22 protein-coding genes and 1 tRNA gene are annotated in these 19,964 nt (G+C 38.9%); 10 read left to right on the top strand and 13 right to left on the bottom strand.

Translation table 11 applies throughout. The features are described from left to right. Window positions 1-349: 349 nt before the first annotated feature. A complete protein-coding gene (locus tag QT76_RS02900; protein ID WP_033616515.1) occupies window positions 350-1,462 on the bottom strand; it encodes a metallophosphoesterase in 1,113 nt (370 codons plus the stop codon). Between the two features lie 198 nt (window positions 1,463-1,660). Between QT76_RS02900 and acs the strand changes: the two genes are divergently transcribed. Continuing rightward, on the top strand, window positions 1,661-3,649 hold the full coding sequence (gene acs, locus QT76_RS02895; RefSeq protein WP_033616514.1) for an acetate--CoA ligase: 1,989 nt from the start codon (window positions 1,661-1,663) through the stop codon (window positions 3,647-3,649). Window positions 3,650-3,757: 108 nt separating this feature from the next. Here acs and QT76_RS02890 read toward each other — a convergent pair whose 3' ends face one another. The 12 genes from QT76_RS02890 to QT76_RS02835 are packed head-to-tail and all read right to left on the bottom strand — an operon-like array spanning window position 3,758 to window position 14,350. Continuing rightward, window positions 3,758-4,198: a ribosome maturation factor RimP gene (locus QT76_RS02890; RefSeq protein ID WP_033616513.1), complete on the bottom strand. Its 441-nt coding sequence runs from the start codon at window positions 4,196-4,198 to the stop codon at window positions 3,758-3,760. Further along, window positions 4,191-4,526 carry a 30S ribosome-binding factor RbfA gene (gene rbfA / locus QT76_RS02885; RefSeq protein ID WP_000991151.1) on the bottom strand — a complete coding sequence of 112 codons (336 nt, stop codon included), beginning with the start codon at window positions 4,524-4,526 and terminating at the stop codon, window positions 4,191-4,193. Before rbfA ends, QT76_RS02890 begins: the two co-directional genes overlap by 8 nt. Beyond that, window positions 4,526-7,354 carry a translation initiation factor IF-2 gene (gene infB, locus QT76_RS02880; protein WP_033616512.1) on the bottom strand — a complete coding sequence of 943 codons (2,829 nt, stop codon included), beginning with the start codon at window positions 7,352-7,354 and terminating at the stop codon, window positions 4,526-4,528. The genes rbfA and infB overlap by 1 nt, the downstream gene beginning before the upstream one ends. Beyond that, window positions 7,351-7,605: a DUF448 domain-containing protein gene (locus QT76_RS02875; RefSeq protein ID WP_195741863.1), complete on the bottom strand. Its 255-nt coding sequence runs from the start codon at window positions 7,603-7,605 to the stop codon at window positions 7,351-7,353. The genes infB and QT76_RS02875 overlap by 4 nt, the downstream gene beginning before the upstream one ends. Further along, window positions 7,592-8,473, bottom strand: coding sequence for a homoserine kinase (thrB, locus tag QT76_RS02870; RefSeq protein WP_033616511.1), 882 nt, complete (start codon window positions 8,471-8,473; stop codon window positions 7,592-7,594). The genes QT76_RS02875 and thrB overlap by 14 nt, the downstream gene beginning before the upstream one ends. A 53-nt stretch (window positions 8,474-8,526) precedes the next feature. After that, complete coding sequence (locus QT76_RS02865; protein WP_033616510.1) at window positions 8,527-9,000, bottom strand: tRNA threonylcarbamoyladenosine biosynthesis protein TsaB; 474 nt, start codon at window positions 8,998-9,000, stop codon at window positions 8,527-8,529. 21 nt (window positions 9,001-9,021) lie between these two features. After that, complete coding sequence (lpxC, locus tag QT76_RS02860; protein WP_033616509.1) at window positions 9,022-9,909, bottom strand: UDP-3-O-acyl-N-acetylglucosamine deacetylase; 888 nt, start codon at window positions 9,907-9,909, stop codon at window positions 9,022-9,024. Beyond that, window positions 9,906-10,493, bottom strand: a complete 588-nt coding sequence (gene minC, locus QT76_RS02855; protein WP_033616508.1) for a septum site-determining protein MinC — start codon at window positions 10,491-10,493, stop codon at window positions 9,906-9,908. The genes lpxC and minC overlap by 4 nt, the downstream gene beginning before the upstream one ends. A gap of 2 nt (window positions 10,494-10,495) precedes the next feature. Further along, a complete protein-coding gene (locus QT76_RS02850; RefSeq protein ID WP_033616507.1) occupies window positions 10,496-11,818 on the bottom strand; it encodes a M23 family metallopeptidase in 1,323 nt (440 codons plus the stop codon). A gap of 9 nt (window positions 11,819-11,827) precedes the next feature. After that, a complete protein-coding gene (locus tag QT76_RS02845; protein ID WP_033616506.1) occupies window positions 11,828-12,772 on the bottom strand; it encodes an outer membrane beta-barrel protein in 945 nt (314 codons plus the stop codon). An 8-nt stretch (window positions 12,773-12,780) separates the two neighbouring features. Beyond that, on the bottom strand, window positions 12,781-13,638 hold the full coding sequence (locus QT76_RS02840; protein WP_033616505.1) for an outer membrane beta-barrel protein: 858 nt from the start codon (window positions 13,636-13,638) through the stop codon (window positions 12,781-12,783). Continuing rightward, window positions 13,628-14,350, bottom strand: coding sequence for a hypothetical protein (locus QT76_RS02835; protein WP_000523303.1), 723 nt, complete (start codon window positions 14,348-14,350; stop codon window positions 13,628-13,630). The genes QT76_RS02840 and QT76_RS02835 overlap by 11 nt, the downstream gene beginning before the upstream one ends. A gap of 148 nt (window positions 14,351-14,498) precedes the next feature. On the opposite strand from QT76_RS02835, the gene panB reads away from it, so the two are divergent. The 9 genes from panB to QT76_RS02790 all read left to right on the top strand — a co-directional run bounded on the left by panB (window position 14,499) and on the right by QT76_RS02790 (window position 19,961). Beyond that, window positions 14,499-15,311 carry a 3-methyl-2-oxobutanoate hydroxymethyltransferase gene (panB, locus tag QT76_RS02830; protein ID WP_033616504.1) on the top strand — a complete coding sequence of 271 codons (813 nt, stop codon included), beginning with the start codon at window positions 14,499-14,501 and terminating at the stop codon, window positions 15,309-15,311. Further along, window positions 15,312-16,322, top strand: coding sequence for a Holliday junction branch migration DNA helicase RuvB (gene ruvB, locus QT76_RS02825; protein WP_033616503.1), 1,011 nt, complete (start codon window positions 15,312-15,314; stop codon window positions 16,320-16,322). It begins immediately after the preceding gene. Between the two features lie 67 nt (window positions 16,323-16,389). Further along, complete coding sequence (tatB, locus tag QT76_RS02820) at window positions 16,390-16,872, top strand: Sec-independent protein translocase protein TatB (protein WP_033616502.1); 483 nt, start codon at window positions 16,390-16,392, stop codon at window positions 16,870-16,872. Then, complete coding sequence (gene tatC, locus QT76_RS02815; protein ID WP_033616501.1) at window positions 16,865-17,614, top strand: twin-arginine translocase subunit TatC; 750 nt, start codon at window positions 16,865-16,867, stop codon at window positions 17,612-17,614. The genes tatB and tatC overlap by 8 nt, the downstream gene beginning before the upstream one ends. After that, window positions 17,615-18,652, top strand: coding sequence for a tRNA preQ1(34) S-adenosylmethionine ribosyltransferase-isomerase QueA (gene queA / locus QT76_RS02810; RefSeq protein ID WP_033616499.1), 1,038 nt, complete (start codon window positions 17,615-17,617; stop codon window positions 18,650-18,652). Beyond that, complete coding sequence (gene rsmG, locus QT76_RS02805; RefSeq protein ID WP_033616498.1) at window positions 18,649-19,185, top strand: 16S rRNA (guanine(527)-N(7))-methyltransferase RsmG; 537 nt, start codon at window positions 18,649-18,651, stop codon at window positions 19,183-19,185. Before queA ends, rsmG begins: the two co-directional genes overlap by 4 nt. Next, window positions 19,179-19,421: a PP0621 family protein gene (locus tag QT76_RS02800; RefSeq protein ID WP_033616497.1), complete on the top strand. Its 243-nt coding sequence runs from the start codon at window positions 19,179-19,181 to the stop codon at window positions 19,419-19,421. The genes rsmG and QT76_RS02800 overlap by 7 nt, the downstream gene beginning before the upstream one ends. Window positions 19,422-19,423: 2 nt before the next feature. Then, window positions 19,424-19,831 (top strand): hypothetical protein, encoded by a 408-nt coding sequence (locus tag QT76_RS02795; RefSeq protein WP_033616496.1) that lies wholly within the window; start codon window positions 19,424-19,426, stop codon window positions 19,829-19,831. Between the two features lie 42 nt (window positions 19,832-19,873). Then, a tRNA-Ser gene (locus tag QT76_RS02790) sits at window positions 19,874-19,961 on the top strand. Window positions 19,962-19,964: the final 3 nt, after the last annotated feature.

Here is a 19,964-nt window from a genome sequence, read left to right as displayed (position 1 = left end):
GGTGTATGACTCCTGCTTAAGAGTAATTCAAGCACTGATTATATCATAATTTTAAATTAGTTTAAGAAAATATTAATAAAAGTTATCGCTTGATTAAAATCAAGCCCTTAGTTATTGGTTGTAAAAATACCTTTGAGCGTTTTTATGGATAATTTTTAAAACCATTTGCTAAAAATCACCATTTTATTGTATAATTACAAATCCAACCATTCCTTATGGTTTGGTTGGCACCGCTAAGATTAAAGGGTCACCTCCCCCTCCTTTCCCTTTGTCTTGGCGGTTGTTTTTTAACTCCTTGTTTTAATCCTTATTTTTAACCGCTTGATTACGATTTTAAGATTTTGTTTGACTAAGCTTGATTTTTAGGTAAAAGCCTAAGGTATGCGATCTCGCTAGGGGCTAAAAACCTTAAAGGAATCCCCCAATACCCTGCCCCACTGCTCACATAAATTTGAGTGGTGGGGCTGTGCTTGTATAAACCATGTAAATAGGTTTGCGCCAACTTGACTAAAAGGCTAAAGGGAAAGATTTGCCCTGCATGGGTATGCCCTGAAAGCACTAAATCTACAGAGTAGCTTTCTTTGAGGCTTCTAATTTGTTTAGGTTGGTGGGCTAAAAGGATCGTGGGCTTACTCTCATTGCACTTTTTTAAAGCTTTGTCAATATCAGGGGCAAAATTTTGACGCTTTCGTGCGAAATAATCATACACACCGCACAAATTGATCCCCCCTAAATGCACGCACTCATTCCCTAAAATCGTCAAATTAAGCGTGTCAAGAAACGATAAAATCGGCTCTATGCCATGATAATACTCATGATTTCCTGGCACATAAAAAGTGCCATGCGTGCTTTTAAGGTTGTTTAAGGGCAGTAAAAAAGATTTGACTTTTTCAATGCTTTCATCCACTAAATCCCCCCCAATCAGCACCATATCCACTTCTTTTTGATTGACTTCTTCTACAATGTAATCAACAAAATCTTTTTGCAACAAACTCCCCACATGCATGTCTGTGAGTAAAATAATCTTTAATTCTTTATCCAGCTTATCCAAATAAATAGGGGTTTCTTTGATTTTAGGGCGGGCCAACCCTTCATAAAACCCACGCCAAAAATACCCTAATAACGCCAGATAAAACCCCAATTTTAAAAAGTTTTTTAAACTTTTACGCCTTGAATGCAAAAAATCTATTTTTTCTATGGAGTAGGAAAACCCGTAAAAACTTAAAGAAAGGATAAAAACAATAAAAGATACAAACGAACACGCCGAAGTCAAAACAAACAAATGGCTAGGCATAGCATTTCTATAAAAAACAAAAGCCGCCTCGCCCATGCTCAAAAGGATAAAAAACCCTAAATAAGCGTATTGAGAGATTTTCTTTAAGGTTAAAAACGATTTCAACATCCTAAAAGAACTATAATTCAAAAGACATAAAACCAATAAAAACGCTATGGAGATCAGCATACCACCCTTTTTGTAGTCATAATGTTCTACTATATTAGCATATTAACGCTAATATCCCCTTTAGGTTTCATCTTGCTATTGTTTCCTTTTTTATCAGTCTCAACCCCCACAGAAAGAGAAAAGTATCCCTCCCTTTAAAAGAGTGTGAGTTTGGATACAATAATAAAAATGCGCTTAAAGCCATAGAAAGGAGATATAATGCAATTAGACGAAGATTTAGAATTCGTTACAAAAGTCTTTAACCCTAACAGAGCGTTTGCCAAGCAAGCCAGGATTAAAAACATGTGCGAATATAAAGATTTAGTGCATGAAGCCAATGAAGATTATGAACATTTTTGGGGCGAGTTAGCCAAGCAAAAACTCACATGGTTTAAACCTTTTGATAAGGTTTTAAACAACGATAACGCCCCTTTTTTCAAATGGTTTGAAAACGGCAAAATCAATGTTTCTTACAATTGCATAGACAGGCATTTAAAAGACAAAAAAAATAAAGTGGCGATCATTTTTGAAGGGGAAATGGGGGATTATAATGTCATCACTTACAGAAAACTCCATTCTGAAGTCAATAAAACAGCCAACCTTTTAAAAAACGAATTCAATGTCAAAAAAGGCGACAGAGTCATTATCTATATGCCCATGATTGTAGAAAGCGTTTATATGATGCTCGCATGTGCTAGGATTGGAGCGATCCATAGCATCGTTTTTGCTGGGTTTAGCCCTGAAGCCTTAAGGGATAGGATCAACGACGCTCAAGCTAAATTAGTTATCACAGCGGATGGGACTTTTAGAAAAGGCAAACCCTACATGCTCAAGCCAGCCCTTGACAAGGCTCTAGAAAATAACGCCTGCCCTAGCGTGGAAAAAGCGCTCATTGTGATACGAAACGCCAGAGAGATTGATTATGTGAGAGGGCGCGATTTTGTCTATAATGAAATGGTCAATTACCAATCCGATAAATGCGAACCTGAAATGATGGACTCTGAAGATCCTTTATTCTTGCTCTATACAAGCGGATCAACCGGAAAGCCTAAAGGCGTTCAACACAGCAGTGCGGGGTATTTGTTATGGGCGCAAATGACGATGGAATGGGTTTTTGATATTAGAGATAACGATAATTTTTGGTGCACCGCCGATATTGGCTGGATCACAGGGCACACTTATGTGGTTTATGGGCCTTTAGCTTGCGGGGCGACGACTTTGATACTAGAAGGCACGATGTCTTATCCGGATTATGGGAGATGGTGGAGGATGATAGAAGAATACCGCGTGGATAAATTCTACACTTCCCCCACCGCTATAAGAATGCTGCATGCTAAAGGCGAAAACGAACCCTTAAAGTATAATTTAGACTCACTCAAAGTTTTAGGAACGGTGGGAGAGCCCATTAACCCTACGGCATGGAAATGGTTTTATGAAAAAATCGGCAATTCAAAATGCAGTATCGTGGATACTTGGTGGCAAACAGAAACAGGCGGGCATATCATCAGCCCTTTACCGGGAGCTACGCCTATAAGGGCCAGCTGTGCAACTTTACCTTTGCCTGGAATCCATGCAGAAGTTTTAAACGAAGACGGCACCAAAACAAAGCCCGGAGAGCAAGGGTTTTTATGCATCACTAAGCCATGGCCTTCTATGGTAAGAAACATTTGGGGCGATGAAAAACGATACATTGATAGCTATTTTTCTCAGATCAAGTTGAATGGGGAATATGTCTACCTCTCTGGAGATGGCGCTATCGTGGATGAAAACGGATACATCACTATTATTGGGCGCACAGATGATATTGTGAATGTGAGTGGGCATAGGATTGGCACGGCTGAAGTGGAGAGCGCTATTTCTAAACATGAAATGGTGGTTGAATGCGCGGTAGTGGGTATCCCTGATACGATTAAAGGAGAGGGCTTGTTTGCGTTTGTGGTGCTGTGCGATGGGGCTAAATGCAATCTTGGCGAGAGTTTAGAATTGTTAAAAGAAATGAACCATATCTTATCCATTGAGATTGGAAAGATCGCTAAATTAGACAATGTCATGTATGTGCCAGGTTTGCCTAAAACCAGAAGCGGGAAAATCATGAGAAGGCTTTTAAAATCTATCGCCAAAAAAGAGCCTATCACTCAAGATTTAAGCACGCTAGAAGATGTGAATGTGGTCAAAGAAATAATGAGTATCGTTCAAATGGAAGAGTGAAATCTCAAAAATGCTTTTTAGCGTTTTTTAGCCAAATAACAAGAGCCCAATTTCAATCAAGCGATAATTTCTCATAAAGTGTAAGAATGTCTACCGCTTTGCGTTATTTTACCACTCAAAAAGCGTTTTAACTTTCTTTAAATCTTTATACTCCACGCTTTTGATAGCGTGATCCTCTAATTCAAAATCCACGCTCAAATCGTTAGCGTCTTTAAGGACAGCTTGAAAGCTTTCTTTATTGATGAGTTTGACTTCCACTTTTTCGCCTAAAGAAAGCTTGAAGTGTTTGGGGGTTTTAAGCGTTCTTTCTAACCCCATAGAGCTCACTTCCAAAATATAAGCGTCTTGGATAAAATCGCACACATCTAATAAGGGCGAAATCACCTCGCTCACTTGCTGGCAAATATCCAAGCTAACCGCCCCATTAGGGTTTTTAAGGCTCACCCTTAAAACATGCTGCTCGTTTTCTTTAACCAAGCTCACATCATAAAGCAAGTATCCCAAGCTTTCAATCACGCCCTCTATTTTCTCTTCTATTTTTTTAGTCATTATCTTTCCCTTTAGCGATTTCATTGAATATGGCGTCTAGGCGGAGCTGCTTTTCTAAACTATCATCTAAAACAAAACTGAGTTTTGGGCATTTAAACCACCCGCTCGCTTGCAAAACAAATTGCCTGATCAAACCCTCAGCTTTTTTTAATTTGGAAAGGATTTTATGATCTGATGAAAGCACAAACACCAAAGCGTGGTGCTTCCCTTTAGAGCATTCCACTTTAGTAACGCTTAAAGAATTCAACTCGCCATCGTTCAAGCTCGCTAAAGCCTCTTGCAATAATTCTAAAAGATTGGATTCTAAGCGTTCTTTATGAGCGTTCATTAGAGGGTTCTTTTTTTATGGATTTCTTTATAGGTTTCAAACACATCGCCCACTTTAATCTCATTATAATTTTCTAGCATGATCCCACACTCATAGCCCTTAGAAACTTCTTTCACATCGTCTTTAAAGCGTTTCAAAGAAAGGATTTCGCCGGTGTGAATCACCACGCCATCCCTAATCAAACGCGCCTTAATGCCACGAGCGATCACCCCATCGCTCACCACACACCCGGCTATCGTGCCTACTTTAGGGATATTAAAGGTTTCTCTCACTTCCGCTTGTCCGGTATGCTCTTCTTCAATGATAGGACTCATCAAGCCTAATAGTAGCGATCGCATTTCTTCAATCAAAGCATAAATCACCGTGTAAGTTTTAATGCTCACGTTGTATTCTTTAGCCTTATTTTTCACATTACCGGTAGGGCGGATGTTAAAACCTAAAATCACGGCATGCTCACTGCTAGAAACCAGGCTTAAATCATTCTCAGTAATGCCCCCCACCCCTGAATGGATCACTTGGATCGCTACTTCTTCGTTATTAAGCTCCAACAAGCTGTTTTTAATGGCTTCTAAGCTTCCTTGCGTATCCGCTTTAATGACTACAGGAATATTTTTTAATTCCTTATTAGCGACCATTTCTGAAAGCTCATCAAAAGACACTTTAGTGCTTTTGCTCAACGCTTTTTGGCGTAAATAAGTCGCCCTCTTTTGAGCTTGCAAGCGCGCGATAGAATCGTTTTCTACCCCTATTAAAACAGATCCCGCAGGCGGCACTTCGCTCAAGCCTGTGATGAGAGCCACCATAGAGGGTTTTAAATTTTGAATGCTCTTGCCTTGATCGTCAGTCATCGTTCTTACTTTACCAAACGCCGTTTCGGCAAAAAAACTATCCCCCACGCTCAAAGTCCCGCTTTGGACAATCACAGTGGCCACTGCCCCACGCCCTTTTTCCACGCTCCCTTCTAAAACAACCGCTCTAGCGCTGCCCTCTTCTATGGCTTTTAATTCCATAATATCCGCTTGGATAAGAATGGTTTCTAATAAATTGTCAATACCATCGCCCGTTTTAGCCGAAACGGGGATAAATTCATATTCTCCGCCCCAATCCACAGGGTTATAACCAAGCTCAGCGCATTCGGCTTTGAGTTTGTCCGGATTGACATTAGTCTTATCCATTTTATTCATCGCAAAAATCACAGGCACATTAGCCGCTTTTGCATGCTCTAACGCTTCAATCGTTTGTTGCTTCACGCCATCATCAGCCGCTATCACAATCACTACAATATCTGTTACTTGAGCCCCACGATTACGCATCTGGCTAAAGGCTTCATGACCTGGAGTGTCAATGAAAGACACCCATTTGCCATTCTTTTCCACCATGTAAGCGCCAATGTGCTGAGTGATCCCCCCAGCTTCAGTGTGAGCGACTCTTTTATCACGGATTTTATCTAGTAGCGAAGTTTTACCATGATCAACATGCCCCATGATAGTTACCACAGGCGGGCGCTCTTTTTTCACGCCCTCTAACACTTCTTCTACTTCAAATTCTTCTAAGGTGTTTTGAACAGAAATTTCTAAATGAAACTCTTCGGCTAAAATCTCTATGCTATCCTTATCCAAAAAGTCGTTTTTAGTTACCATAAGCCCTAGATTAAAAAGGGTTTTAATCACATCAGCCAGATTCAAATTCGCTTTTTGCGCGAATTCATAGACGCGCACTTCTTCAGGGATTGCAATCGCGCTTTGGATCACTTTTTGGCTGTTATCGTTACGGAATGCACGCTTTTTCTTGGATTGTCGTTTGATCCCGCTTTCATTCATCCAAGGGTTTTTTCTTTGGATGTGCACCCTGTCGTTGATATTTTGGCGGATTTCTTTTTCTTCTTCTTCCTTATTGAAATTATCTTGTTCATGCAAATCAAACAATAAGATTTCATCGGTTTCATCATCATAAATATCATTGCCCTTAAAATCCCTCGCATCGCTAAAATCAATTTTATGGGATTTGTTGTTTTTGGCTGTGGGGGTGGGTTTGGGCTTACTGGGTTTTTTGGCTTTTTTAGCCTCTTGTTTGTCTTTTTCTTGCCATTCTTTTTTAATGTCTTCAAAAATAGCCGCCGCGCTTTGAGTGGGTTTTTTGCTTTCTGTTACGCCGTTTTCACTTTCATTTTCTGTTTCATCGTTGCGTTTAATCACCCTAAAACCGGTGCGTCTTTTAATGTTTTCATGGCGTTTGATCTCTTGCTCTTGCTTTTTAACTTCGCTGATTTCTTTTTTAGCGTTATTAGCGTTATTGGTGCTGTTAGCGTTGCTTTGGGTGAGCTTGTTTAGGGCTTCTCGGCTTTTTTGGATTTCTTGAAGCTTTTGCTTGGCTTTTTCTATTTGAGAATGGCTAACCATTTTAGGGGTGTTTTCTGTAAGGGGCGTTTGGTTTTCAAAAGTATTGACAATCTCTATTTCTTTCTTTTTGATAATGGGTGCAGGAGCCTCTTTTTTCTTTTCTTTAGTTTTCTTGGGCTTTGGCTGGCTTTTTTCTTCTTTTTTGGGCGTTTTGGAAACCTTTTTGTTAAGGGGTTTGGGCGTTTGGGCCATATTCAAATCATCTTTATTGTCTTGTTCAAGATTTTTAGCGGGTTGATTAGCTTGTATTTGTTCTTTAATGCCATCCACAATGTATTTGTATAGCTTGCCGGCTTGCTCTGGGGTTATTTTAGAATTTGTCTTAAGCTCTAAACCAATATCTTTGGCTTGCTCGATCACATTTTTAAGCTCTTTTTGGGTCTTACCAAGCTCGGCTAAAAATTCTTTTAAATCAACCATACCACTCATGCTATGCTTCTCTCCTTAATCCAAGTAATGATATTTTTGGTATCTTTTGGGGCATTCTTTATTTTTGAAACCGCTTTCAACAACTTTTTTTCTCCATTTTTCAAACAATTTTCACACACATAGAAACTACGGCCTTTGCCATCAAACTCCACAATTTGATTTTCAAAACTTTTCAAACGCAACAAATCCTTTTGAGGTTGGCGCATTCTGCACCCCACGCACATGCGGATTTTAATTTCAGTCTTTCTCAATAAGGACTCCATCATTGTCAAAATCTAAAACCGCTACCCTAAATTTAGGGAATTTCTTGCTCAAAACCTGCTTTAATTTGGGAGCGTCTTCTTCATAACACATGTTAAAAAACGACGAACCGCTCCCTGAAAGCGTGCTCATTAGGGCGTTATTTTCTAAAGCGAGCTTTTGGATCGCAAACAACACGGGATAAGTTTGCATGCGCTTGTATTGATGCATCCTGTCTTTAGAACAACAACGCAATAAATCCCACTTCCCCTGCACAATCGCCATCGTCATCAAGCTCGCATGCGAAAGGTTAAACACGCTTTCTTGCACGCTGTAACGCTTGGGCAAGAGATGGCGCGATTGCTTGGTGGAAATGGCCCTATTAGGGATCACCATCACCGCTTTTAAAAAAGAGGGGATTTTGGTCTTTAAACTTATCACTTTCTTTTTTTCCACAAACGCTGCATTATACCCCCCAAAGACCGCTGGGGTGATATTATCCGGGTGGTTTTCATAAATTAAAGCGGTATTGACAATGTTTTCTCTATCAAAATCAAACCCTAAAAACGCAAACGCTGAAGCGACCGCCCCCACAATCATCGCCGAGCTAGACCCCATGCCCCTTGTAATAGGGACTCTATTATGCAATAAAAATTTAAATGAGCCGTCATTCCCATGCTTTTTTAAAATCTCATAAAACACTTTAGTGAAGATATTGTTGGTTAAGAATTTAGGGATCCCCTCACCCTCCCCAACCAATTTCACCGCATGGAAACTGCTAGGCTCAATAAAAAAACGATTGCGTAAATTCAAGCTCAAACCCAAGCAATCAAAACCGGGGCCTAAATTCGCACTTGTTGCAGGAACACTCACTACCAAATTTTAAACCCCTATTGTTGATACCCTTTCATTTTTAAAACTAGCATTATACACTAAATAGGAGGCAAAATGTAAAACGGCGTGTTCAATTGGGTGAATTTGTCTTTCTCTAAAAAAGAGGGCAACATGAAATCTTTTGGTGCAATTTTCAAATCCTTAAAATCGGTTAAGCTTTCCCTTTCTTTTGAAACAAAGTATTTATTGGCATACGCCAAAATGGGCGTGTTGTCGTTAAAATCAAAGCCTGTAGTTGAATAGAGTTCAAAGTCATGGATTAAAGCCAAAGTGTGTAAGAAAACATGCGTGAGTTTTAAGCTAGTGAAACTCCCTGGCCCTTTAGCGTAATAAACCCCTTTAATCGCCGGTAAAGTAGAGTTTTTAAAATCTTTGAATAATTGTGAAAAAACTTCCACTAAAGCTTCACTTGTTTTTGATTTGGAAGTGTAAGAAGTGCACAAAAAATTGTTTTGATACACCCCAAGCAAAACCCCCTCGCCTAAAGAGATAAGCACTAAATCCAATTCCAAAAAATAAACCCTAATTCAGGATTAAGCGAAAGCCTTTTGCAACACAAATTCTTTAGCCGGATCTATAGCGATCAAAACTTCGTAATTTTTAGCGTCCGCTAAAATGGCTTTAACTAACATGGAATTGAGCTTATGGCTCCCTGAAAAAGAAGTGTATTTGCCCATCACAGGCATGCCTAAGACCATTAGATCCCCCATAGCGTCTAAAATCTTGTGGCACACAAACTCCTTTTCGCACCTCAAGCCCTCTTTATTCAAGATGCTGTTTTCATCTAACACGATACAATTATTCAAGCTCCCCCCTTTCGCCAAGCCAATGGATCGCAAGTAATTCACTTCTTGCAAAAACCCAAAGGTACGGGCTTTAGCGACTTGCTCTTTGTAAGCGGTTTTACTAAAGACAAAATGATGGGCTTGTTTGGCAATAACCGGATGGTTAAAATCAATCGTGAAATTCAAAGAAAGTTGGCTGTCTGGCTCAATTTTAACGAATTTATCGCCCTCTCTAACCTCAACGACTTGCTTGATTTCCATCACCTTTTTAGGAGCGTCTAATTCTTTAATCCCTGCTTCATCTAAAAGCATGCAATAAGTCAAAGCACTCCCATCCATGATAGGGATCTCTTCGTTATCCACAGAGATTTTAAGATTGTCAATACCATACGCATGGATAGCTGAAAGCAAATGCTCAATCGTAGAAATTCTAGCGTTATCCTTACCCAACACGGTTGCCATTTTGGTATCCACGATGTTTTCAGGTTTTAAGGGGAGCTTCACGCCCAAATCAGAGCGGCAAAAAACAATGCCTTGATTTTCTCCTAAAGGCTCTAAAACAAGCTTCACAGGAACGCCCTTATGCAAGCCTATCCCTACTAATTCCACAGAGTGGTTAATGGTTGTTTGTTTCATAATACTTCCTTTATGTCTAGTATATCGTCATTTTTAGTGATTATTTTAATATTTTTATTTACCAAAAGCCGTTCAATCTCTTTTAAAGATAAAATTTTATTTTGAAAAACGATTTGAGCGCTCTTGACTTCTTTCAAAATCAAGCACTCTCCAAAGCACACAATCGCCCCTTCGCAAACCCCATAAACCGACACACAACCCTCTGAAATAATCTTCGCTCCATTGTGGATATTACCCAAAAAAATAAGGTGGTTAGCGCTATAAATCTCTTCCCCACTCCTGATATGGCGCTCATAAATCGTTGTTTTAGGTTCTGTTTTAGAATGATTGGGTTTTGAATGATTGGTTTCTTCTTTTAAAGGCATGGTTTTGATATGGCGTCCGTTTAAAACGCGATTCGTTTCTAAAAACAAAAGCTGGTGTTTGTGCAAAATGGCTTTGACTTCTGGTTCAATATCATATTTAAAAATAATAAGAAAATACTGCAAAAGGGCGTGGTTTTTTTCTAAAAATTCCATGACCGCTTCAGGCTCTTGCTTTTCAATTTCAAACGCATGCACATTTTTTTGATTGGTTTTTAACATGACTATCCTTTCATTAAAAGCCGTTTGGCTTGCTCTATGGGGGTGATGATATTGGTTTTTATCCATTGCTCATTAAGCCATTCATTGGGCCGGACAAAAACCCCTTGCAAAAGCATCCCTAAATGCAACCCACTCCCTAATTTCAAACCACTACTCCCCACGCTTCTATCATCTTTTAAATGAGCTAAAAAAACGCACAAACCTAACCCATAGCAATGGATTAAACTATCACCATAAAAATCTAACTCCCCCTTAAAAACCCTATTCACAGACAAATCAAACGCTAAAGATAAATCCTTACTAGGTATCAAATCCACCCCTAAATGCAAGAATTTAAACAACACCTGATTGTCCTTTAAGATACGCCGATTTTCTAAAAAATTGCTTACCATTTTAAAAGGCCCATTCAAGGGTTTTAGCGCTTGAAAATAGGAAAAATCCTTATAAAAATCCCCTTGATCTAAAGCGATCTTTTGGATTTTTTCTAAATCTTTTAAGCGCGCGTTGGAAAATCTTTCTAATAAAGTTTGCTCAGTGTGATTTTGAAATTTTTCTTGCTGTGCAATCTTATCTTTTAAGGCGCTTAAGTCTATATCTTTTTCCCTCACATGACGGGTTTTTCGCTTGAGTAATAAAGGGGTGGTATTAGAGTTATAGGCTTTATCTTTAGCGACAATGAACGCCTTAAAATCCTTATTTTTATAAGACCAAGGCACTAGAGCGATAAAAACATTACGCTGTTTGAATTCTACAAGCCTGAAAGCTTCAAAATCCTTTTTTTTGACGCGCACAAACGCTTGAGACAAATTCTTATCCAAAGCTTCAAAGACAACTACCGCGCTCCCTCCATAAGCGATACTTGGGGAGCGGGATAAAACTTTAATGGAAGGTTTTATCGTATCAACACACACTTCTTGTTTGAAAGACGCCTTATTGCCATTGAAAAAATTAGCATAGCTCCAATCATTAGCTTGAATTTCATACAAAAGGCACTTGTCTTCTAACCCCATGATTTCAGGCCTAATTAAAGGCACTTCTAAAGACTTGGGTTTATCCAATACCAGATTTTCTTTTTCATATAGAATCAAATTATCTTGCGTGGTTACTTTTAAATCATAGCGTTTGATGCCCTTTGGGGCTGCTATTTTAATCTTAATGGGTTTTTTCAAATCCCAAAAAAGCGCTTCATCATTGTTATTGAGCGCATCCTCTTTGTTGCTTAAACTAAAACTTAAAGCTCTGGGTTTTGTGATTAAAGCGTTAAAAATCAAATAACCCCCTAAAATCAAAACGACTAACGCTAAAATTTTAAACCTTAACTCCAAAATCAAGCCTTAAAAAATGAACGCATAATTCACTAATAAAAAACTGGATCGCTTGAACTGGTTGTTAGCCGAAATCAACAATCGTTCATCATCTTCTTTATTTTGATAAACCGCTCCCTCTTCCACTCCCATTCTCAAATAGCTAATCGGTAATTTGGTGCCAATCTCTAAGCGGTGTTTCCTATAAAGGGTTAAACTCACGCCCACATTAAAAGTATAATCCACTTCAATCAAAGATTTCCATAAAAAATTAGGGCTTGAATAGCCCCCCATTACCAAATTCCTCCCGTTTTGATTAGGCCTGTCTTGATAGAGCATAAGCCCTATCCCAAAACCCGCATAAACGCCTAAAAAATGCTTTTTAGTTTTAAAATCTAAAGGCATATCAAACAACAAATCGGTATTGACAGCCCCTAAAACATAAATAAACGAGCCTACAGATTGCTTGCTTGCATCCTCTTTTAACACCCCTCCCCCAAGCAATAAATCCCCATAAAATCGTGTCCCAAAATAAGGCACAAAGTATTTTTGATACCCGAATTTAACGCTAATCATAGAAACAGGAGCATCAATCTTGATATTGTTTTTAAACGCGCTAGGGGCATTCGCGCCGTATCTGTCTAACATCTCCCCTTGATAAGAAAGATTAAATCCCCCATAAGCATACCCACCCCCTAAAAAAACCCCGCTCTTATCATCGGCTATGGAAAAAGATTTGAGTAATTTTTTTCTTTTCTTTGAAGAAATCTTTGGGTAAGTTCGCTCTAAATATTCTTCTTCAAACTTATCCTTATCCATCTCTTTGGGCGAAACCCCTTTTTCGGTGAGCTGTTGCTTTAAATGGTTTATTTTTTCGTCTAATTGTTGGTTTTCTTCTTCTAAATTGTCATAATCTGTCGCTTGAAGTCCTATAATGAGCACGATATAAATCAAACCATATTTAAATTTCAACATTTTAGCCTTTACAATAAATAGTTGTAACTAATATAATAAATATTAGTGCTTTTAAAATAATATAAAAAGGTTTGCGAAGTTTCTTTTAAGGGAGGCATTTTTAAGGCTAATTCAAAGCGGTGTTTGAGGTTAAGCGTCATGCTCACCCCTAAATTTAGCACTAATCCAAAAGCGTTAGGCTGTGAATACCCTTTAACCTCTTTTAAATTTTGATACATCCCATTCCACCCCACTCCAACGCCTCCAAATATCCCTAACGCAAACCTTTTTTCTTTGTCAATAGGCTTATCCATCAACAAATCAATATTCAAGCTTGCGGTTTGATAAGAGGCTAAAGAATCGCTTTTAAACCCTTTCATCGCCCCCCCTACATACTCCCCATAAAAGCGTAAGGCGCTAATCCCGTTAGCAAAATACTTTTGATACCCGCTCCTTAAGCCATACAACAAAGGAGAAGCTTGAATATTGCTTAAAGGTTCAAACTTCTCATAAGAATGAGCGCTAACCCCTATATCGCCAAGGATTACGCCTATAAAAAAACCGCTCTTATTTTTAGCCATTTGCTGGAATAAGAGAGATTCATTCTTTTCATGCAATTCCCCTTTGAGCATGTAAAGTTGGCGTTTTTTCTTATGGATTTCTTCAAGCAGGCTTTTTTCATCAATATTCTTTTTAACTTCCTTGTTTTCTTCAAACTCTAGCGTTTGGGCGCGTTTTTCTTCCAAAAGAATGGGAGCGTCTTTAGGGGTATTTTCTTTAATCATATTTTCTTCAGTCGTATTCTCTTGAGCCGTATTTTCTTCAGCGTGCAAGCCTAACATAAAACCAAAGCATAAAATGAAATTTCTTATTTTTTTAGAACACATATTGATACCCAATGCTTGCTATAGCTCCCCACCAAGTCTCTTTTGAAGAATTGGATTGTAAAAAAGGGAAATTATTTAAAATTTTAAATTCAAATTCAATGCGGTTTTTTTCTAATACCGTTAGAGCCAATCCTGCGTTAAAAGACATCCCCCATTCCGCCGTGTAATTCACCCCATGCGCCACAACCCCTAAACCTAAACCCATATAACCCCCCATATAAAGGTATTTCCCCACAAAAGGCAAAGGAAAATCCAATAAAAAATCCCCATTCAGCATGACCGATTGAAACCCCACGCTCCCAAAACCCGCTTTTTTAGGAGCTCCTCCATAATATTGGATATAGATGCGCCTGCCAATGATATTGGGCTTGACCAAGCGCGCAAAAAACGACGGCCTGAAAGTTTGATAGCCAAAACGCAAGCCATAAGCGAACAAATAATTTAAAATATTGCCCGTGATGCTGGAACTATTGGTTCTAACCATGATTTCATGATTGTAAAAAAACCCGGTATTGATCCCTAAAATAAGCCCGCTTTTAGCGTTCGCCCTTTTCAAGTCTCTGATCAATTCTTCAACTTCTTTATCTTCATAAGCTTTATAATACTTGATGTATTTGTAGTATTTTGGGTCTAGGGTGTCATAATCAAGCGCGCTCAATCCCGCATAAAACCCCATTAAAGACCATAAAATAACATGTTTTTTAAGACCCAAAATCGCCAAATCCCTTGAATTGTTTGTTAAAAGTTTCTTTCAATTATACTAAAATAATTAAAATGACCGGTTAAAATGGAGTAAAATTTTTACCCACCCCAATAAAGTCATGCTACAATGCCACTATATTTAACACTTAGGATTTTTAATGAGCATGCAAACCGCCCCAATTAAAAAAACCACTCTCAACCACCTCCAAGCTAAAAAAAATCAAGAAAAGATCATCGCTATTACCGCTTATGATGCGCTATTCGCTCAAATATTTGATCCGCTAGTGGATGTGATTTTAGTGGGCGATAGTTTGAATATGAGTTTTTTCAATCAAAACGACACTTTAAGCGCGAGTGTGGGAATGATGCTCTATCACACCAAAGCCGTGTGTGCGGGCGCTAAGACTCCTTTTATCATCACAGACATGCCCTTTGGAAGCTATAAAGATGAAAAAACAGCCCTAAAAAACGCCATTAGGGTTTATAAAGAAACCCAAGCGAGCGCGATCAAACTAGAGGGGGGGAAAGAAAAAGCGAAACTGGTTAAAACGCTCACTGATGAGGGCGTTATCGTGGTAGGACACATCGGCTTGATGCCCCAATTTGTGCGTCTTGATGGGGGTTATAAGATTAAGGGCAAAAATGAAGAACAACAAAAAAAGCTTTTAGAAGACGCCTTGAGTTTAGAAGAAGCCGGGGCGGGTTTGTTGGTTTTAGAGGGCATAACCACCCCTATTGCTCAAACAATCACGCAAAAAATCAAAATCCCCACAATCGGCATAGGGAGCGGCAAGGATTGCGACGGGCAGATTTTAGTGTGGAGCGACATGTTAGGCTTTTTTGATAGTTTTAAGCCTAAATTCGTGCGAGAATACCTCAAAGGGAAAGAATTGGTTCAAAACGCTATCAAGCAATACGCTGATGATGTGAAAAAGGGAAACTTCCCTAACGAGTTAGAAAGTTATCATTAAATGAAAGAACGGATAGTCAATTTAGAAACTTTGGATTTTGAAACTTCTCAAGAAGTGAGTTTGCGCCCTAGTCTTTGGGAAGATTTTATCGGTCAAGAAAAGATTAAAAGCAACTTGCAAATTTCTATTTGCGCGGCTAAAAAACGCCAAGAAAGTTTGGATCACATGCTCTTTTTTGGCCCGCCCGGTTTGGGTAAAACTTCAATCAGCCATATCATCGCTAAAGAAATGGAAACCAATATCAAAATCACCGCCGCTCCCATGATAGAAAAAAGCGGTGATTTAGCCGCCATTTTGACTAATTTGCAAGCTAAAGACATTCTTTTTATTGATGAAATCCACCGGCTCAGCCCAGCGATTGAAGAGGTTTTATACCCGGCTATGGAAGATTTCAGGCTGGATATTATCATAGGCTCAGGTCCGGCCGCTCAAACCATTAAAATTGATTTACCCCCTTTCACCCTTATTGGCGCTACCACTAGAGCTGGAATGCTCTCTAACCCCTTAAGAGACAGATTTGGCATGAGTTTTAGAATGCAATTTTATAGCCCTAGCGAACTGGCCCTTATCATTAAAAAAGCCGCCGCTAAACTCAACCAAGACATCAAAGAAGAAAGCGCTGATGAAATCGCTAAAAGGAGTAGAGGCACGCCAAGGATCGCTTTAAGGCTTTTAAAAAGGGTGCGCGATTTTGCGCTAGTCAAAAATTCAAGCTTGATGGATTTAAACATTACTTTGCATGCTTTGAATGAATTAGGCGTGAATGAATTAGGCTTTGATGAAGCGGATTTGGCGTATTTATCTTTGTTGGCTAACGCTCAAGGAAAGCCGGTGGGTTTGAATACGATTGCAGCGTCTATGAGAGAAGATGAAGGCACGATTGAAGATGTGATTGAGCCTTTTTTACTCGCTAATGGTTATTTAGAGCGCACCGCTAAAGGCAGAATCGCCACGCCTAAAACCCATGCGCTTTTAAAAATCCCCACTTTAAACCCCCAAACTTTATTTTAATCTTGTTTAGAAAGAAAATTACACTACAATAACGATAAAATTTTAAAGGGTGTAAAAGTAGATTATTATGTTTGGCATGGGCTTTTTTGAAATCCTTGTGGTGTTAATTGTAGCGATTATTTTTTTAGGGCCAGAAAAATTCCCCCAGGCTGTCGTGGATGTGGTGAAGTTTTTTCGCGCGGTTAAAAAAACTCTCAATGACGCTAAGGACACTTTAGATAAAGAAATCAATGTTGAAGAAATCAAAAAAGAAACCCTAGAGTATCAAAAGCTCTTTGAAAATAAAGTGGAGAGTCTTAAAGGCGTTAAGATTGAAGAATTAGAAGACGCTAAAGTAACCGCAGAAAATGAGATTAAAAGCATTCAGGATTTGATGCAAGATTACAAACAAAGCCTAGAAAACAACGCACCCCCTAACCATTCCAATAAAGAAGTTTCCAATGAAGAAGCCTTGAATGAAGAAGTTTCAAGCGATGAACCTCCTAAAGAAGTCCAATTAACAACCGATAACAACACCAAAGAACACGACAAAGAAAAAGAGCATGTTTGAAGATTTAAAACCGCATTTACAGGAATTAAGAAAGCGTTTGATGGTTTCTGTAGGAACGCTTTTAGTGGCGTTTTTGGGGTGTTTTCATTTTTGGAAAAATATTTTTGAATTTGTTAAAAATTCTTATAAAGGCACGCTCATTCAGCTCTCCCCTATTGAAGGGGTCATGGTGGCGGTTAAAATCAGTTTTTCAGCCGCTATCGTCATTTCCATGCCTATTATCTTTTGGCAATTATGGCTTTTTATCGCTCCAGGGCTTTATAAGAATGAAAAAAAAGTGATTTTGCCTTTTGTGTTTTTTGGGAGCGGCATGTTTTTAATGGGGGCGGCGTTTTCTTACTATGTGGTGTTTCCTTTCATCATTGAATACTTGGCCACTTTTGGGAGCGATGTGTTTGCGGCCAATATTTCTGCGTCCAGTTACGTGAGCTTTTTCACGCGCTTGATTTTAGGCTTTGGCGTGGCGTTTGAATTGCCTGTTTTGGCGTATTTTTTGGCTAAAGTGGGCTTGATTACTGATGCGAGTTTGAAAGCGTATTTCAAATACGCTATTGTAGTGATTTTTATTGTAGCAGCGATTATCACTCCCCCTGATGTGGTGAGTCAAATCTTTATGGCGTTACCCTTAGTGGGGCTTTATGGGCTTTCTATTTTAATCGCCAAAATGGTCAATCCGGCTCCCAAAGACAACGAAAATAATAACGAAAATAACACCAAAGAGAATACAAAGAGCGAGTCGTAGTTGAAAGAATTTGATTTAGAAAGCTATGATTATTATTTGCCTAAGGAATTGATCGCAAGCTACCCCGTTTTGCCCAAAGAAAAGGCTAAATTACTCGTCTATGAAAGGCGTTCGCAAAAAATCACGCACACCACTTTTGAACATGTTTTAAATTTTTTCCCTAAAAACGCCCTTGTGGTGTTGAACGACACTAAAGTGATGAAGGCCAGGCTTTTTGGATCTAAGCATGCCTTTTTGCCATCAAAAACGACCGAAGTGTTTTTCCACCGCTTTTTTAAAGACAATACCGCCCTGACTCAAATCAAGGGTAAGATCAAAGTGGGGGATAAAATCTTTTTTGATGAAAATTATTACGCTGAAGTCTTGGAATTACTCCATAACGGCCAGCGTTTGATCGCTTTTTATGACAATCAAACCCCCTTAAATCAAGAAAATATCTTAAAGCTTTTAGAGCAATACGGGCATATGCCCTTACCCCCTTATATTAAAAGAGCGGATGAAGGTTTGGATGCACATGAATACCAGAGCGTGTTCGCTAAACACACCGGCGCGGTGGCTGCCCCTACGGCGTCATTGCATTTTTCTCAAAATACCTTAGAAAAATTATTGAAAGATTTCAAGCACGCTTTTTTGACCTTGCATGTGGGGGCTGGGACTTTTCTTGGCGTAGAAACTAAGGATATTAGAGAGCATCAAATCCATACAGAAGTTTTGCATATTCCTAAAAAGAGCCAAGAAATTTTGCAAGAATCCCAAGAGATTTTATGCATCGGCACGACCGCTTTAAGGAGCGTGGAATATTTCAAACGCTTAAAAAACCCTAATCAAGAATCGTTTGAATGCGATATATTCTTGCATCTTGCTAATCCTATTTTGCATGTTAATTATTTGCTCACTAATTTCCATTTGCCCAAATCAAGCCTTTTAATGCTTGTGAGCGCGATGATAGGTTTAGAAAAAACCAAAGAAATCTACAAAATAGCCATAGAAAAGAAGTATCGTTTTTATTCTTATGGCGATGGGATGCTGATTTTATGAACCCCTTATTACAAGATTATGCGTGCATCCTTTTAGAATGGAATCAAACGCACAACTTGAGCGGCGCGAAACGTTTAAGCGAGTTAGAACCCCAGATCACAGACGCTCTAAAACCCTTAGAATTTGTCAAAGATTTTAAAAGCTGCTTGGATATTGGGAGCGGGGCGGGACTTCCTGCTATCCCTTTAGCCCTTGAAAAACCGGAAACACAATTCATTCTTTTAGAGCCAAGAATAAAAAGAGCGGCTTTTTTAAACTACCTTAAAAGTGTTTTGCCTTTAAAAAACATTGAAATCATTAAAAAGCGTTTAGAAGATTATCAAAATCTTTTACAAGTGGATTTAATCACTTCTAGAGCGGTCGCTAGCTCTTCTTTTTTGATAGAAAAAAGCCAACGCTTCCTAAAAGATAAGGGGTATTTTTTATTTTATAAAGGCGAGCAGTTAAAAGATGAAATCGCTTATAAAGACACTGAATGCTTTATGCATCAAAAGCGTGTTTATTTTTACAAATCAAAGGAAAGTTTATGTTAAGAATTTTAATCCCCCTACTCATTATTGTGTGGGTTTTATGGCGTTTGTTTTTGAGGCAAAAACCCCACAAAGATGACCCCAAAGACAACCACTCTTACACGCAACAAACCCCCAAAGAATTAGAAGATCACATGATTGTATGCTCTAAATGCCAAACCTATGTCTCTAGCAAAGACGCTATTTACAGCGGAGCGGTAGCCTATTGCAGTGAAACTTGTTTGAGGGATAAGAGGTAAAAATGCTTATTTTAGGACACCCTTTAATCCCTAGCGCTCGTTTTGTTTTCATTAAAGACACCGATGCTATTCATTCCAGCGCCAATAACGATATAGTGTGTTTTGAAGCGCACCCAAAAAATTTGGAATTAGCTAAGTATTGCTGTGAAAATAGCGTCCATTTTAGCGTGATCTTTTTATCGCACAAGATAGAAACGGACGCCTTTTTTTTATTCAACGCTTTCAAACCGCTCTATTGTATTTTTAAGGATATTAAACAAGCGATACTCGCCCAACAACACGCCACAAATTACTTATTAGATACCAAAATTTTGTTTTCTATGGATTTAAACGATACAGAGTCGTGGGAAATTTGCGCTAAAAATCAAATAGATGGCGTGATTTCTAAAGATTCACTCCTTTTAAAATAAGCCCTTTTTAAACAAATCTTAGTTATAATAAGCCCCTTTTAAGGGGAGATGTCCGAGTGGTTGAAGGAGCACGCCTGGAACGCGTGTAAGGTGCAAGCCTTCGAGGGTTCGAATCCCTCTCTCTCCGCCATTT

It is taken from the genome of Helicobacter pylori SA37A (genome assembly GCF_000476015.1).
Classification (GTDB): Bacteria; Campylobacterota; Campylobacteria; order Campylobacterales; family Helicobacteraceae; genus Helicobacter; species Helicobacter pylori_DB.
This window is presented reverse-complemented; position numbering and strand designations above follow the sequence as displayed.

Bases quoted from the DNA above. Each gene is read 5' to 3' on its own strand.
- infB (WP_033616512.1), bottom strand. From the start codon at position 7,354: ATGAGTGGTATGGTTGATTTAAAAGAATTTTTAGCCGAGCTTGGTAAG.
- rbfA (WP_000991151.1), bottom strand. From the start codon at position 4,526: ATGAACGCTCATAAAGAACGCTTAGAATCCAATCTTTTAGAATTATTG.
- QT76_RS02840 (WP_033616505.1), bottom strand. From the start codon at position 13,638: ATGTGTTCTAAAAAAATAAGAAATTTCATTTTATGCTTTGGTTTTATG.
- ruvB (WP_033616503.1), top strand. From the start codon at position 15,312: ATGAAAGAACGGATAGTCAATTTAGAAACTTTGGATTTTGAAACTTCT.
- lpxC (WP_033616509.1), bottom strand. From the start codon at position 9,909: ATGAAACAAACAACCATTAACCACTCTGTGGAATTAGTAGGGATAGGC.
- QT76_RS02890 (WP_033616513.1), bottom strand. From the start codon at position 4,198: ATGACTAAAAAAATAGAAGAGAAAATAGAGGGCGTGATTGAAAGCTTG.
- QT76_RS02845 (WP_033616506.1), bottom strand. From the start codon at position 12,772: ATGTTGAAATTTAAATATGGTTTGATTTATATCGTGCTCATTATAGGA.
- acs (WP_033616514.1), top strand. From the start codon at position 1,661: ATGCAATTAGACGAAGATTTAGAATTCGTTACAAAAGTCTTTAACCCT.
- QT76_RS02900 (WP_033616515.1), bottom strand. From the start codon at position 1,462: ATGCTGATCTCCATAGCGTTTTTATTGGTTTTATGTCTTTTGAATTAT.
- QT76_RS02795 (WP_033616496.1), top strand. From the start codon at position 19,424: ATGCTTATTTTAGGACACCCTTTAATCCCTAGCGCTCGTTTTGTTTTC.
- tatC (WP_033616501.1), top strand. From the start codon at position 16,865: ATGTTTGAAGATTTAAAACCGCATTTACAGGAATTAAGAAAGCGTTTG.
- rsmG (WP_033616498.1), top strand. From the start codon at position 18,649: ATGAACCCCTTATTACAAGATTATGCGTGCATCCTTTTAGAATGGAAT.
- panB (WP_033616504.1), top strand. From the start codon at position 14,499: ATGAGCATGCAAACCGCCCCAATTAAAAAAACCACTCTCAACCACCTC.
- QT76_RS02800 (WP_033616497.1), top strand. From the start codon at position 19,179: ATGTTAAGAATTTTAATCCCCCTACTCATTATTGTGTGGGTTTTATGG.
- tatB (WP_033616502.1), top strand. From the start codon at position 16,390: ATGTTTGGCATGGGCTTTTTTGAAATCCTTGTGGTGTTAATTGTAGCG.
- minC (WP_033616508.1), bottom strand. From the start codon at position 10,493: ATGTTAAAAACCAATCAAAAAAATGTGCATGCGTTTGAAATTGAAAAG.